Here is a 14476-nt window from a genome sequence, read left to right as displayed (position 1 = left end):
TCGAGCCCCTGTGGTTTGCGGTCGGCGCTCAGTCGCCGGTCACGCGCACGCTGGAAATATCGCCCTGCCCGACCGTCGACGACGCCATCGCGAGCATGCGTTCGAGCGGCTTCAGCGCTTTCAGGCGAATGTCTTCGTCCATCTCGATCACCGGCGAGAGATCGCGCAGCGCGAGATAGAGCTTCTCCATCGTGTTGAGCGCCATGAACGGGCAGTTGTTGCAGCTGCAATTGCCGTCCGCGCCGGGCGCGCCGATGAAGGTCTTGTGCGGCGCGGCCTTTTCCATCTGGTGGATGATGTGCGGCTCGGTGACGACGATGACGGTGTCCGCCGGGCTTTCGAGCGCGAATTTCAGGATCGCGCTCGTCGAGCCGACGAGATCCGCGTGGTCGAGGATGTTGCCGGGGCATTCGGGGTGCGCGGCGACGGGCGCATCGGGGTGCTGCGCCTTCAGCTTCAGAAGTTCCTTCTCGCTGAACGCCTCGTGGACGATGCACGCGCCCGGCCACAGCAGCATCTCGCGCCCGAACTTGCGCGAAAGATAGCCGCCGAGGTGGCGATCCGGGCCGAAGATGATCTTCTGGTCCTTCGGCAGCTGGCTGATGATCTTCTCGGCGGAGGACGAGGTGACGATGATGTCCGAAAGCGCCTTCACCGCCGCCGAGCAGTTGATGTAGGTGAGCGCGATGTGATCGGGATTGGCCTCGCGAAAGCGCCGGAACTGTTCGGGCGGGCACGAATCCTCAAGGCTGCACCCGGCGTCCATGTCGGGCAGGATCACGGTCTTCTGCGGCGAGAGGATCTTCGCCGTTTCCGCCATGAAGCGCACGCCGCAGAAGGCGATGACATCCGCGTCGGTATCGGCGGCCCTGCGCGAAAGGTCGAGGCTGTCGCCGACGAAGTCCGCAATGTCCTGGATCGCGGCGTCCTGATAATAATGCGCGAGGATCACGGCGTTGCGTTCCTGCTTCAGCCGGTTGATCTCGCTCAGCAAATCCTTACCCCTCGGCAGTTCCGCGCGGCGTGCATCCATGTCTCTACTCCTTAAAGTCCATAGCCGCTCTCGCCCGGAAAACGGACGACCACGCGGGCTTCGATTCCTGCGGCCTCGAACGGCAGCGCGATGGACCGCGCGATCGTGGTGCGCGCCGAGCTGCGGGCAAGGTCTCGGAGCAGCTTGGTATCGGCCTCTTTCAGCACGGCTGCCCTGATCTTGGTGCGGTTCGCCGCGTCGATCACCTCTTCGGCATTGCCCAGCGCCATCAGCAGGCTGCCGCCGCCGTACTCGCGGATGTTGGCGATATCGACCTGCGGTTCATCGAGCTGAACGTCGGGCAGCCGCACGGTCATGATCCGCGCGCTGGCGTCCCACGTAAGGTCGCTGGGGGCGAGCTTCGAATAGTCGATGTCGTAGCGCACCGTCGCGGGCACGATCAGCGTCTTTTCCGCCGACAGTCCCAGCTTTTGAACGCGCGTGGAAACCGCCACCGTGAAGCGCCCGGCGAACACGGTGAGCTTGTTCTGCGCGCGGATGGCGTCGAGACTGGCGGCGGCGACGGTTTCGGGGCTCAGTGTCTTCTCGCCGCCGCGCCCGACGAACCACAGCGCCGCCGCGCCGATCAGCAATCCGGCGATGAGCGCAGCGAACGTCTTCACGCCGCCTTCTCCCAAAGCGCGCCGTTCGCGTTCACCATGCTCCGCGCCTCCAAGTCGATCAGGTGGGCGAGCACGGAGCGCCCTGCGGCCGGGTGCAGCTGCGGATCGACGGCGGCGTACATGGCCGCGACCAGCGTGGGGATCGCCTTGGGCCCGCTGTCGAGAAGGCGCAGGATCTGGCCTTCGCGCTGGCGGCGGTGGGCGATGTAGCCGCGCACCAGCCGCTGCGGCTCGGTCACGGGGTCGCCGTGCGTGGGATAATAGATGCGGTCGTCGCGGCCCTGCAGCAGTTTCAGGCTCGCCATGTAGTCGCGCATGTCGCCGTCCGGCGGCGTCACCACGGTTGTCGACCAGCCCATCACGTGGTCGCCGGTGAACAGCGCCTTTTCCTCGTGGAGCGCGAAGCAGAGGTGGTTCGATGTGTGGCCCGGCGTGTGGACCGCCTCGATCGTCCAGCCGCCGTCCGCCCACGCGCCGCCCGGCACGACCTCGCCGTGGGCGAGGACGCGGTCGGGCGCGTAGGTGCTGTCGAACCCGGCGTCGGTTCGGGGGCCGTCGTCGGAGATCACGAGCGGCGCGCAGCCGACCACGTCCGCGCCGCTCAAGGCCTTCAGCCGCACGGCGAGCGGGCTGTGATCCCGGTGCGTGTGGGTGACGAACAGATGGCTGATCGTTTCGCCCGCCGTGGCGGCGAGGATGGCGTCCAGATGCGCATCCTCGTCGGGGCCGGGATCGATCACCGCGACCTTGCCGCTACCCACGATATAGGTGCCGGTGCCCAGGAACGTGAACGGGCTGGGGTTCCGCGCGAGCACGCGGCGGACGCGCGGCGATATACGCTCGCTTGCGCCGTAAGGTGCGGCTTCGATCGCGGCCTTGATGTCCATTGCTCCCATGTGGCAGCGCGAAGCGCCGCTGCCAAGGGCCGACACACTCTATAGCGGCACGATCTCGTTGAACGGCGTATCCTTGTCGGGGCGCAGATCGCCGGGCAGGCCGAGCACGCGTTCGGCGATGATGTTGCGCAGAATCTCGTCGGTGCCGCCCGCGATGCGCAGCCCCGCTGCCCACATGTAGGCGCCCTGCAGGCGTGCGAGTTCGCTGTCCTTCTCGCCCGCCGCGAAGCCCGCGCTTTCAGACAGGTCGAGCGCGAAGGCGGCCATGTCCTGCATGGTTTTCGCGACGACGACCTTGGAAATGGATTGCTCAGCGCCCGGCGTCCTGCCCTGCGAGAGCGCGGAGAGCGCGCGCATCTGCGTCAGCTTCACGCCCTCGTCGTTGATATAGGTGTCGGCGATGCGCGCGCGCACGTCCATGCGTTCGATCGCGGGCCCCTGTTCGGTGTCGATGCCCTTCGCCAGTTCCATCAGCGTGCGCCAGCCGGGCGAATTGCGCGGCTTGCCGCCGACCGCGAGGCGCTCGTTCATCAGCGTGGTGAGCCCGGCCTTCCAGCCGTCCCCGACCGCGCCGATGCGCCATGCGTCGGGCACGCGCACGCCGTCGAAGAACACCTCGTTGAAGTCCGCGCCGCCCGACATCTGCTTGAGCGGCCGCGCGTCCACACCCGGCGCGCGCATGTCCACGATGAACATGGTGAGGCCCTTGTGCTTGGGCGCGGAGGGATCGGTGCGCGTGACGATGATGCCGTAATCGGAAAGATGCGCGAAGGTCGTCCACACCTTCTGGCCGGTGATGATCCAGTCGTCCCCGTCGCGCACCGCCTTGGTGCGGACGCCCGCGAGGTCGGATCCGGCGATGGGCTCCGAAAAGAGCTGGCACCAAATTTCGCTGCCTTCCAGCGCCCTGGGCACGAAGCGCTCGATCGCCGCCTTGGGGCCGTGCGTGAACACCGTGGGGATGCACATGCCGAGGCCGATCGAATACAGCCCCGTCGGTGCGGCGGATTTGCTTTCCTCCTGCCCGAAGATGATGGCGTTCATCGGCCCGAGGCCCTGCCCGCCGAAGGCTTTCGGCCAGGTGAGCCCGGCGTAGCCTGCGTCGTATTTCTTCTTCTGCCAGCTCTTCTGCCGCGCGACATATTCGTCCTGCGATTTCGTTTCGGGGAGGCCTTCGTAGTCCTTCGCGGCATCGGTGATCCAGGCGCGGACCTTCGCGCGGTATTCGGCTTCCTGCGGGGTGTCGTTGAAGTCCATTCTCTCTCTCCCTCAGGCGGCGCGGTTGCGCTGTTCGAGCGCGCGCACCAGCCGGTCCGCCCAGAACGCGCGTCCGCCGAGCGCGGCGCTGATCTGCCGGGCGCGGCGGTAATAGAACTGGCAGTTCGAGTCCCACGTGAAGCCGATGCCGCCGTGCAGCTGCACGTTCTCCTCGGCGGCGAAGCGCACCGCGTCGAGGCTCGCGGCGCGCGCGGCGGCGGCGGCGTGGCGCAGTTCGTCCGCGTCCGCCGAGAACGCCCATGCGCCGTAGAGTGCGTGCGCGCGGGCGAGTTCGAGCTTGATGTACATGTCGGCGCACTTGTGCTTGACGCCCTGATAGCGGCCGATGCGCTGGCCGAAGGCGACGCGGTCCTTCGCGTAGCCGACCGCCATCTCCATCGCCGCGCTTGCCGTGCCGATCGCTTCGAAGGCGAGGATGACGGCGGCGCGGTCCAGGAAGCGCTGATAATCGTCGGCGGTGCCGAGCGGCTCGCCGGGGGTGTCGCCCAGCGTGATCGTGCCGTGCTTGCGGACGAGATCGAGCGTGGCGGCGGGGGTTACGCCAGCGTTTCTCAGGTCAACGAGCCAGAGCGACGGGCCGCCGTCTCCCGCAGCGGTCACGACCGCGAGGCTTGCCGCGAGCGCATCGGCGACGGGGGATTTCGTGCCCGTGAGCCGGCCGCCTTCGGCGCGTGTCGCAGGCATGGCGGCGGGCGCGTTCGCGCCTTCGCCCCACGCGTAGCAGGCGATGGTGCTGCCGTCGGCGATGCCGGGCAGATGCCGTGCCTGCTGCGCCTCGCTGCCGAGCAGAATCGCCTCGGTGGCGAGCAGCGTCGAAAGGAAGGGCACGGGCGCGAGGCTGCGGCCGAACTCCTCGGCGAGGATGCAGCTCTCCTCGGGCGACAGGCCTACGCCGCCGTGCGCCTCGGGCACGCGCGCGGCGGTAAGGCCGAGATCGACGACCTGCCGCCACAGCGCCTCGTCGTAGAGCGCATCCGACTCCATGATGCGCCGCGCCGCGTCCGGCCCCGCATGATCGGTCAGCATGCGCCGGGCGGTCTCGCTGAGCGTCTTGGCGTCGTCGGAAAAATCGAAGTTCAAGCAACCCTCCCAGCTTTGTTGCACGGAACATGTGCCGCGCGGGCGCCGCGCGCACCCCGCAACTTGTGAGAGGCGTTACCTGCGACCGAAAAGCGCGTCCGCCGCAGACTTCACGCTGCCCGCCTCGGCAAGTTTGGCGCGTGTCCGGCCGATCTCGGCCTCCAGCGTGGCGATGCGCGCGCGCAGCTCGTCCTGCGACAGCGGGTCGAGATCCTGCCGCGTCAGCGCAGCCAGCGGATCATCTTTCGTTTTCGGCAGAAAATCGTCGTCCATAGGGTTAACCCGTGTCTGGAATGGCAGGACAATCTGCGCTAGAGCAGCGCCGCGAACAAGGGGGAGGGATGTTATCATGGCCGGGATTCCAGTGGACATGATTGCAATCGATCCCGAAGGTCCCGGCGGCCCGGAGGTGCTCGTTCCCGTCCGCCGCCCCGTGCCCGTGCCCAGGGACGGCGAAGTGCTCGTGAAGGTCGCGGCGGCGGGCGTGAACCGGCCCGATGTTCTGCAGCGCCTCGGCCGCTATCCGATGCCGCCCGGCGCGCCCTCGATTCCGGGGCTCGAAATCGCCGGCGAAATCGTCGCGGTCGGCGGCGGCGGGGGACGTCTGCAGATCGGCCAGCAGGTTTGCGCGCTCGTCGCGGGCGGCGGCTACGCGCAGTATTGCACCGTGCCCGAGGGGCAGTGCCTGCCGATTCCCGAAGGCCTCTCGCTCATCGAGGCGGCGAGCCTTCCCGAGACCTATTTCACGGTCTGGTCGAACCTCTTCGAGCGCGGCTACGGGGCGCCGGGCGAAACCGCGCTGATCCACGGCGGCACCAGCGGCATCGGCGTCACCGCGATCCTGCTCTGCAAGGCGTTCGGCCTCACCGCGATCGTCACCTGCGGCAGCGGCGAGAAATGCGCGGCGGCGCTGGCGCTCGGCGCCGATCACGCGATTGATTACAAGGCGCAGGATTTCGTTGCCGAGGTTAACGCGATCACGGGCGGGCGCGGCGTCAACATCGTGCTCGACATGGTCGGCGGGGATTATCTTCCGCGCAATCTCAAATGCCTCGGCGAAAGCGGCCGTCATGTCTCGATCGCGTTCCAGCGCGGGCAGACCGGAGACCTCGATCTCGGCGTGGTGATGCGCAAGGGGCTGATCCTTACGGGGTCGATGCTGCGCCCGCGCAGCATCGAATATAAATCACTGCTCGCCGACAGCCTCGCCGCCGATGTCTGGCCGCTGTTCGCGGGCGGCGGGCTCCGGGCCGTCGTCGACCGCGTGTTTCCGCTGGAGGCCGCGGCCGACGCGCATCGGTATCTCGAATCCGGCGAACATGTCGGCAAGGTGGTTCTGGAGATCGCGCATGGACAGGCTGACGCTGCATGAAGACCCGGTTTCGGGCAATTGCTTCAAGATCCGGCTGACGGCGTCGCATCTCGGCTTGCCGCTCGAACGCAGGCTCTACGACATCCGCAAGGGCGAGACGCGCACGTCCTTCTATCTTTCCACGGTGAACGCGAACGGCCGGGTGCCGGTGCTGCAGGTGGGGGAGCGCTACCTGCCGGAATCGAACGCGGCGATCTTCTACCTCGCGAAAGGCTCAGCGCTGATCCCGGCGGACCGCTGGGACGAGGCGGACATGCTGCGCTGGATGTTCTGGGAACAGTATAATCACGAGCCCAACATCGCCACGCTGCGCTTCTGGCTCGCCTATGTCGGGCGCGACAACCTGTCGGATGCGCAGCGCGCGCAGATCGACGGGAAACGCGCGGCGGGGGCGGCCGCGCTGGCGCTGATGGACGCGCACCTCACGCACCGCCAGTGGTTCGTCGGGAACAGCCTCAGCCTCGCCGACATCGCGCTCTACGCTTATACGCACGTGTGCGAGGAAGGCGGCGCATTCGACCTGACAGCCTATCCGCGCGTGCAGGGCTGGCTCGCGCGCGTCGCCGGTCTGCCGGGGCATATCCGGATCGATTCCTGAGCGCGATTCCGCCCCGACTCGCGCGAAACCTTCATAATTCGGCCTGCAAACCGTAACGCAACGACGCGATACGCTGGCGCGCAAGCAGCAGGCCACCCGTGGAGGTCGACTTGAACGTGTTTGCTCCCGGCGAATTTGCCGAACGTATTGCATCGCTTCGGCCGAGCGAGCCGGAGGTCCGGAAGAGCGACCGCCGCCGGTATCGCACGATCTGGATATCGGACGTCCACCTCGGCACGCGCGGCTGCAATGCCGAACTGCTGATCGATTTCCTCGACAGCGTCGATTCAGACACGCTCTATCTCGTCGGCGACATCATCGACGGCTGGCGTCTGAAGAAGAGCTGGTACTGGCCCGCCAAACACAACGACATCGTCTGGCGCCTGCTGAAGCGTGCCAAGCGCGGCACGCGCGTTATCTACATTCCGGGCAATCACGATGAAGTGTTCCGCCAGTTCACCGGGCTCAGCTTCGGCGGCGTCGAAATCCGATCGAAGGCGATCCACGAAACCGCCGACGGCCGCCGCCTGCTCGTGCTGCACGGCGACGAATTCGATGCCGTCGTGCTCTACGCGCGCTGGCTCGCGTTTCTGGGCGACGCCGCATACGAACTGCTGATGAAGATCAACACGGTCATCAACAAGGTGCGGGCACGTTTCGGCATGCCGTACTGGTCGCTTTCCAAGCACGCCAAGCACAAGGTGAAGAACGCGGTCGAATTCATCAGCCGCTTCGAGGAGGCGGTGGCGAAAGCCGCCGGAGACCGCCAGCTCGACGGCGTCGTCTGCGGCCACATCCACACTGCGGAGGAACGGCAGTTCGGCGATGTCGTCTATTACAACGACGGCGACTGGGTGGAAGGCTGCACCGCGCTCGTCGAGCACTTCACCGGCAAGATGGAAATCCTGCACTGGGCCGACGAGGTGAATGCGCGCGTCATGCCGCTGCAACAGGCGAACGCGGCCTGAGGAGCGCATCGATGCGCATAGCGATCGTCACCGATGCTTGGGAACCGCAGGTGAACGGTGTCGTGCGCACGCTGCAGATGGTGCGGCGGGAGCTGGAGCGTGCCGGGCACATCGTGCTCGTGCTGTCCCCCGATGCGTGGCCGTCGCTGCCGTGCCCCGGTTACGGCGAAATCCGCCTTGCGCTCGCGACGCCCGGCGGGGTCGGGAAGCGCCTGCGCGCCTTCGGACCCGACGCCATCCATATCGCGACCGAAGGCACGCTCGGCTTTGCCGCGCGGCGCTGGTGCGTTCGGGCCGGGCTCGCCTTCACGACGGCCTATCACACCCATTTTCCCGACTATGTCTCGGCCCGCACCGGGCTTCCTTCGGCCTGGTTCTGGCGATACGAGCGCTGGTTCCATGCCCCTGCGGCCGGTGTGCTCGCGGCAACGCCGAGCCTGCGCAGGCAGCTGTCGGCGCAGGGCATCGGCCCCGCCGTGCCGTTCGGGCGCGGCGTCGATCTCGCGAACTTCCCGGCGGAAAGTCCGCCCCACGCCGCCTACGGAGCGTTGCCGCGCCCCATCCAGCTTTATGTCGGGCGCGTCGCCGTGGAAAAGAACATCGAGGCGTTTCTGGCCACCCGCCATCCCGGCACGCGCGTCGTCGTCGGCGACGGCCCCGCCCGCAAGGCGCTGGAGCGGCAGTTTCCCGATGCGATCTTCCTCGGCGCGCTTCGCGGCGCGGCGCTGGCGTCCGCCTATGCGGGCGCCGATGTGTTCGTGTTCCCCAGCCGCACCGATACGTTCGGCATGGTGCTGATCGAGGCGCTCGCCTCCGGGGTGCCGGTTGCGGCCTTTCCCGTGCAGGGCCCCATCGACATCGTGACCCCGGAGACCGGCTGTCTCGACGAAACCCTGGACGCTGCGATCATCGGTGCGCTCGGCAAGGATAGGGCGGTCTGCGCGGCTTACGGGCGCAGTTTCAGCTGGGAGCGCGCGGCGGCGGAGTTTCAGAGCGCACTCGTGCCGCTAAAATCCTTGATCGCCGCCTGAGGCGTGCCTATAGTTTCGGTGTACCGGCCGCCCCCCAAAGGGCGGCCCTTTTATTTCGCTCTTTCGAGAAAAGGCGCATCCGCCATGGCCCAGAACTACCCGCTGATGCCCCACGCGACCGCATCCTGGCTGGTCGACAACACGGTGCTTACCTTCTCGCAGATCGCAGATTTCTGCGGTTTGCACGTGCTGGAGGTGCAGGCGATCGCCGACGAGACCGCCACGGCCAAGCACATTCCGCGCGATCCGATCCGCGCCGGAGAGCTGACGCAGGCCGAACTCGACAAGGCGCAGGGCGATCCCGCGCACAGCCTCGTGCTTCAGAAGGGCCCGGAGCAGCAGCGCCGCACCAAGGGGCCGCGCTACACGCCGGTTTCCAAGCGCCAGGACAAGCCGGACGGCATCGCCTGGATCGTGCGCAACCACCCGGAAATCACCGACGCGCAGATTTCGCGCATTATCGGCACGACGAAAACGACGATTTCCGCGATTCGCGACAAGACGCACTGGAACATCCAGAACATCACGCCCAAGGATCCCGTGACGCTGGGCCTCTGTTCGCAGCGCGAGCTTGATGCGCTTGTCGCGGTGGCGGCGAAGAAGGCGGGTATCGAGCGCATCGACACGACCTTCGATCACGACCGCGACGAGCTTCTGGAAGTGCTTCGCAAGGAGCGCGCCGATGCCGCCCGCGCCGCGCAGGACGCACTGGACGCAGCCGATCAGGGCTGACGTTTCCGGGAGGTCGATGCGGCGTACCGCACGGCCTAAGCCGGTGCTGTCATGACGACTGCAACCACAGCCGGCTCCATCGGCGACGCATCGCTCGCGGATCACGCGTTTCCGCCCGACGAGGGTGAGGAGCGGCGCGGGCTGTTCTACCCGCTCGGCCGCTGGGTGCCGGCGACGGGCAAGCTGCACGAGATCGCGCCGGGCGTGTTCTGGCTGCGCATGCCGCTGCCGATGAGCCTCGACCACATCAACCTCTGGGTGCTGGACGACGGAGACGGCTGGGCGATCGTCGATACGGGCCTCAACACTGAAGAGAGCAAGAGCGCGTGGCGCGATCTGCTCGCGGGCCCGCTTGCGGGAAAGCCGATCCGCCGCGTGATCGTGACCCACTATCACCCCGATCATCTCGGGCTCGCCGGGTGGCTCACCCACAAAAGCGGCGCGCCGCTCGTGATGGCGCGCACCGAATATCTGATGGCGCGGATGCTGACGCTCGACATCGCCGACGCGCCGCCCGAACAGGTCGTGGATTTCTACCGCGCCGCCGGATGGCCCGACGCCTCGCTCGATGCCTTTCGCGGGCGCGGCTGGGGCCGGTTCGCGCTCGCCGTTTCGCGCCTGCCGTCCAGCTTTCTGCGGATGGCGGAGGGCGATGTGCTGCGCATAGGCGGGCGCGCGTGGCGCGTCGTCGTGGGCCGGGGGCACACGCCCGAGCATGTCTGCCTCGTCGCCGACGAAGACGGGCTGATGATCGCGGGCGATCAGGTGCTGCCCCGCATCACGTCCAACGTCTCGGTCTATTCCACCGAGCCCGAAGCCGATCCGCTGGGCGACTGGCTCGCCAGCATCGAGAAGCTGCGCAGCCTCGATCACGGCCTTTATGTGTTCCCGGCGCACAACGAGCCGTTCCGGGGGCTGCACGCGCGGCTCAACCAGCTTGAGGCCGACCATCACCGCAAGCTCGACGCGCTGGAGATTTTCATCGCCGAGCCCAAACGCGTGTTCGATTGTTTCGAGGTGCTGTTCCGCCGCGCCATCGGCGAAGGCGACATGATGGCCGCGACCGGTGAGGCGCTCGCGCATCTCCATTATCTGGAACGGCGCGGCCGCGCGGTGCGGGAGCGGACGGGCGGCGTGGACTGGTTCCGTGCAGCCTGAACTGCGCGCCGTGATCTGGGATTTCGGCGGGGTCATCACGTCCTCGCCCTTCGATGCCTTCAATCGCTACGAGGCGGAGCGCAATCTTCCCAAGGATGCGATCCGCCGGATCAACGCCGCGAACCCCGACCGAAACGCCTGGGCGCGGCTCGAACGCAGCGAGATCGATGCAGCGGATTTCGACGCGCTGTTCGCCGCCGAAGCCGCCGCGCAGGGGTATGCGATCGCGGGGCGCGATGTGCTCGGCCTGCTCGCGGGCGATATCCGCCCGGCGATGGTCGCCGCGCTCGATACGCTGACGGCGGCGGGCTTCCGCATCGGCTGCATCACCAACAACGCCAGGGTCGGGCGCGGCGCGGGGATGAGCGCGGATGCGCAGAAGGCCGCAGCCGTCGAAGCGATTCTGGCGCGGTTCGAGCATGTGATCGAAAGCGCGGAGGTCGGGGTGCGCAAGCCCGATCCGCGCGTCTACCGGATGATGTGCGATGCGCTCGGGCTGGAACCGCAGGCGTGCGCGTACCTCGATGACCTCGGCATCAACTGCAAGCCCGCCGCCGCGATGGGCATGGCGGCGATCAAGGTGACGAGCGAAGCCCAGGCGCTTGCCGATCTCGCGCGGCTCACCGGCCTCGAATTTCCGGGATTTTCAGCGAAAGTTCAGACACAGGCGCTATAGTCGCGCAAAACAGATTGCGGGAGAGGACGATGCCCGGCGGCATGGATTGGATGCAGAACTACGGCCATCCGGTGCCGTGGGATCTGAAGCTGGAGCCGATGCCCGTGCACCGGATTCTGGAAGACGCCGCCGCGCGCACGCCCACTGCTGCCTGCATCGATTTCCTCGGGCGCATCTACACCTATGCCGAAATCGCCGACGCCGTGAACAAGGCCGCGCGGGGCTTCCAGATCCTCGGCGTGCGGCGCGGCATCAAGGTCGGACTGTTCCTGCCGAACTGCCCGCAATATGTGATCGCCTATTATGCCATCATGATGGCGGGCGGCACGGTGGTGAACTTCTCGCCGCTCTACACGGCGGACGAGCTGCGCCATCAGGTGGAAGACAGCGAGACCGACATCATGGTCTGCCTCGACGTCGCGCAGCTTTACCCGACGATCGCGGAGGTTCTGGAAAGCTCCCGCCTGCGCTGCCTCGTCGTGGGTTCGCTCGCAGATGTGCTGCCCGCCGGCAAGGCGCTGCTCTACCGCATGTTCAAAAGCCGCGAGCGTTCGAAGGTGCGCGCGGACATGCGCCACATCCATTTCCCGAGCCTGCTCGACAACGGCGACCTGGAAGACGCGCCCGAGATCGACGTCCACGGCGACATCGCGCTGCTGCAATACACGGGCGGCACCACGGGGACGCCCAAGGGCGCCGTCCTCACCCACGCCAATCTCTCGGTGAACGCGCAGCAGGTGCAGGCGATCGACCCGGAGCCGGATATCGAAGACCGCATTCTCGGCGCGCTGCCGCTGTTCCATGTGTTCGCCAACACCTGCGTGCTCAACCGCACCGTGCTGCGCGGCGGCGAAATGGTGCTGCTGCCGAAGTTCGAACTGGCCCTCGCGCTGGAGACGATCCAGCGCCGCCGCATCACCGCGCTGCCCGGCGTGCCGACCATGTATCAGGCCTTCCTCGACAGCCCGAAGATCGAGACCTACGATCTCACCTCGGTGCGCGCCTGCATTTCGGGCGGCGCGCCGATGCCCGCCGAACTCAAGGTCCGCTTCGAGGAAAAGACGCAGGCGAAGCTGGTGGAAGGCTACGGGCTGACCGAAAGTTCGGGTGTGGTTTCGGTGAACCCCTACGAAACCGGCGGCAAGCCCGGCTCGATCGGCCAGCCGCTGCCGGGCACGCGCATCGTCATCGTCGACAAGGAAGACCCCACGAAACCACCGGCGGAGGGCGAACCCGGAGAGATCACCGTCGCAGGCCCGCAGATCATGCGCGGCTACTGGAAGAAGGATGCGGCGACCGCCGAGGCCTTCGTGGACGGCCGCCTGCGCACGGGCGACGTCGGCTACATCGATGCCGACGGCTTCGTCTATGTCGTGGACCGGCTGAAGGACATGATCGTCGTGGGCGGCTTCAAGGCGTTCCCGAGCCAGCTCGAAGCCGTGCTCTACAAGCACGAGGCGGTGAAGGAAGCGATCGTGATCGGCGTGCCCGACGCGTATCTCGGCGAGCGGCCGAAGGCGTTCGTCACGCTGCTGCCCGGCGCGGCGGTGACCGATGCGGCGCTGCTCGATTATCTGAACGCGCATGTGGGCAAGCACGAGCGCGCCGTGGCGGTCGAGATCCGCGAGAGCCTGCCCAAGACGATGATCGGCAAACTTTCCAGAAAGGAACTGGTCGCCGAAGAGCGCGCCCGCTACGAAGCAGCCCGAACGGCAAGCTGAAAGGGGCGAACATGTCGCGCGTGCTTTACGGATACTGGCGGTCGTCGGCGTCCTGGCGGGTCCGCATCGCGCTCGGCCTCAAGGGGCTGGACTACGACCAGAAAGCCATCGACCTGCGCACGGGCGCGCAGAGCGGCGTCGGCTTCGCGCTGCTGAACCCGCAGGGTTTCGTCCCCTATTTCATCGACGGCGACGTCGGCCTGAACCAGAGCCTCGCGATCATCGAATATCTCGACGAGGTCTATCCGGAGCCGTCGCTGCTCGACCCCGATCCGGTGAAGCGCGCGCGCATCCGCGCCGCCGCGCAGATCGTCGCGTGCGATATCCATCCGATCGATAATCTGCGCGTGCTCAAATATCTCAAGAGACAGATGGGGCAGGAGCAGGACGCGATCGACGACTGGTATCGCCACTGGATCGAGGAAGGCTTCAAGCCGCTCGAGGAAATCGCGGAAGGCTCGCCCGGCCCGTATCTCTTCGGCGATCAGGTGACGCTCGCCGACGTGTGCCTCGCGCCGCAGATGTACAATGCGCGCCGCCTGCGCACCGATCTTTCGCGCTTTCCCGCGCTCACCGAGATCGACAAGGCCTTGATGAAACTGCCCGCGTTTCTTAACGCTCGCCCCGAGGCGCAACCGGACGCGGATCACTGAACATGGCATATTGGCTGGTGAAGACAGAGCCCACCAAGTGGAGCTGGGACGATCAGGTGAAAGCCAAGCGCACGCACTGGAACGGCGTGCGCAACGCGCAGGCGCTCGGCAACATGCGCGGCATGAAAAAGGGCGACCTCGTGTTCTTCTACCATTCGGTGGAGGGCAAGGAGATCGTGGGCATCACGAAGGTCGCGACGGAGTTCTACCCCGACCCCGACGACGAGAAATCCGGCCTCGTCGATCTCGAAGCCGTAAAACCCCTGCGCACCCCGGTGACGCTCGCCGCGATGAAGGCCGACGATAGGCTGAAGGATCTGGCGCTCATCCGCCAGTCACGGCTCTCGGTGATGCCGATCGACGAGACATCGTGGAGTGTTATCGCAGGAATGGGCGGGATATAATCCTCCTCTCCCGCCTGCGGGAGAGGATACGAAGCGTTGGCCAAAGGCCTACGCGAAGTTGGTGAGGGCCCTCACCCTCCCACGCGCCGACGCGGCATTATGTATCAAATGCACCAAAGGCGTCTGGCACTTCCCTAGCGGGAGGCGGGCGTGATTAGCTGTTTTATCCCAGGCTTTGATGGTGCATTATTCAGCCAGCAATGGAAGGATGCGCTATGGGACAGATACTCCATGGGAGCGCCACAACGACTGA

16 protein-coding genes are annotated in these 14476 nt (G+C 66.6%); 10 read left to right on the top strand and 6 right to left on the bottom strand.

Translation table 11 applies throughout. The annotated features are described in order from the left end of the window. Positions 1 to 28: 28 nt before the first annotated feature. The 6 genes from nadA to GGQ98_RS15655 all read right to left on the bottom strand — a co-directional run bounded on the left by nadA (position 29) and on the right by GGQ98_RS15655 (position 5183). Positions 29 to 1033, bottom strand: a complete 1005-nt coding sequence (gene nadA / locus GGQ98_RS15680; protein ID WP_184071201.1) for a quinolinate synthase NadA — start codon at positions 1031 to 1033, stop codon at positions 29 to 31. 11 nt (positions 1034 to 1044) lie between these two features. Then, positions 1045 to 1656 (bottom strand): DUF4230 domain-containing protein, encoded by a 612-nt coding sequence (locus tag GGQ98_RS15675; protein WP_184071199.1) that lies wholly within the window; start codon positions 1654 to 1656, stop codon positions 1045 to 1047. Next, positions 1653 to 2543 (bottom strand): MBL fold metallo-hydrolase, encoded by an 891-nt coding sequence (locus GGQ98_RS15670; RefSeq protein ID WP_424141368.1) that lies wholly within the window; start codon positions 2541 to 2543, stop codon positions 1653 to 1655. The genes GGQ98_RS15675 and GGQ98_RS15670 overlap by 4 nt, the downstream gene beginning before the upstream one ends. 48 nt (positions 2544 to 2591) lie before the next feature. Beyond that, complete coding sequence (locus tag GGQ98_RS15665; protein WP_184071195.1) at positions 2592 to 3809, bottom strand: acyl-CoA dehydrogenase family protein; 1218 nt, start codon at positions 3807 to 3809, stop codon at positions 2592 to 2594. 12 nt (positions 3810 to 3821) lie between these two features. Beyond that, positions 3822 to 4910, bottom strand: coding sequence for an acyl-CoA dehydrogenase family protein (locus GGQ98_RS15660; RefSeq protein ID WP_184071193.1), 1089 nt, complete (start codon positions 4908 to 4910; stop codon positions 3822 to 3824). Between the two features lie 75 nt (positions 4911 to 4985). Beyond that, entirely contained in the window at positions 4986 to 5183 is a 198-nt protein-coding gene (locus tag GGQ98_RS15655) for a DUF1192 domain-containing protein (RefSeq protein ID WP_184071191.1), read from the bottom strand. A 76-nt stretch (positions 5184 to 5259) separates the two neighbouring features. Between GGQ98_RS15655 and GGQ98_RS15650 the strand changes: the two genes are divergently transcribed. The 10 genes from GGQ98_RS15650 (at position 5260) to GGQ98_RS15605 (ending at position 14223) form a co-directional block, all read left to right on the top strand. Next, positions 5260 to 6282, top strand: coding sequence for an NAD(P)H-quinone oxidoreductase (locus GGQ98_RS15650; RefSeq protein ID WP_184071189.1), 1023 nt, complete (start codon positions 5260 to 5262; stop codon positions 6280 to 6282). Beyond that, entirely contained in the window at positions 6260 to 6880 is a 621-nt protein-coding gene (locus GGQ98_RS15645; RefSeq protein ID WP_184071187.1) for a glutathione S-transferase family protein, read from the top strand. The genes GGQ98_RS15650 and GGQ98_RS15645 overlap by 23 nt, the downstream gene beginning before the upstream one ends. A 146-nt stretch (positions 6881 to 7026) precedes the next feature. Next, complete coding sequence (locus GGQ98_RS15640) at positions 7027 to 7848, top strand: UDP-2,3-diacylglucosamine diphosphatase (protein ID WP_341534239.1); 822 nt, start codon at positions 7027 to 7029, stop codon at positions 7846 to 7848. 11 nt (positions 7849 to 7859) lie between these two features. Continuing rightward, entirely contained in the window at positions 7860 to 8879 is a 1020-nt protein-coding gene (locus GGQ98_RS15635) for a glycosyltransferase family 4 protein (RefSeq protein ID WP_184071182.1), read from the top strand. Between the two features lie 84 nt (positions 8880 to 8963). Continuing rightward, positions 8964 to 9611 carry a DUF1013 domain-containing protein gene (locus GGQ98_RS15630; protein WP_243451942.1) on the top strand — a complete coding sequence of 216 codons (648 nt, stop codon included), beginning with the start codon at positions 8964 to 8966 and terminating at the stop codon, positions 9609 to 9611. A gap of 51 nt (positions 9612 to 9662) precedes the next feature. Next, positions 9663 to 10769 carry an MBL fold metallo-hydrolase gene (locus GGQ98_RS15625; RefSeq protein ID WP_184071180.1) on the top strand — a complete coding sequence of 369 codons (1107 nt, stop codon included), beginning with the start codon at positions 9663 to 9665 and terminating at the stop codon, positions 10767 to 10769. Continuing rightward, the gene (locus tag GGQ98_RS15620; protein ID WP_341534238.1) at positions 10759 to 11445 is read left to right on the top strand and encodes an HAD-IA family hydrolase; all 687 of its coding nucleotides are present in this window, start codon (positions 10759 to 10761) and stop codon (positions 11443 to 11445) included. Before GGQ98_RS15625 ends, GGQ98_RS15620 begins: the two co-directional genes overlap by 11 nt. A 29-nt stretch (positions 11446 to 11474) precedes the next feature. Beyond that, positions 11475 to 13166: a long-chain-fatty-acid--CoA ligase gene (locus GGQ98_RS15615; RefSeq protein WP_184071178.1), complete on the top strand. Its 1692-nt coding sequence runs from the start codon at positions 11475 to 11477 to the stop codon at positions 13164 to 13166. A gap of 11 nt (positions 13167 to 13177) precedes the next feature. Then, the gene (gene maiA, locus GGQ98_RS15610) at positions 13178 to 13819 is read left to right on the top strand and encodes a maleylacetoacetate isomerase (RefSeq protein WP_184071177.1); all 642 of its coding nucleotides are present in this window, start codon (positions 13178 to 13180) and stop codon (positions 13817 to 13819) included. A gap of 2 nt (positions 13820 to 13821) precedes the next feature. Next, complete coding sequence (locus tag GGQ98_RS15605) at positions 13822 to 14223, top strand: EVE domain-containing protein (RefSeq protein WP_184071175.1); 402 nt, start codon at positions 13822 to 13824, stop codon at positions 14221 to 14223. Positions 14224 to 14476 lie beyond the last annotated feature (253 nt).

Origin of the sequence: Sphingosinicella soli, assembly GCF_014199685.1 — a bacterium.
Taxonomy (GTDB): Bacteria; Pseudomonadota; Alphaproteobacteria; order Sphingomonadales; family Sphingomonadaceae; genus Sphingosinicella; species Sphingosinicella soli.
Note: the sequence above shows the minus strand (reverse complement) of the source record. Positions and strands in the feature narration are given on the sequence as shown.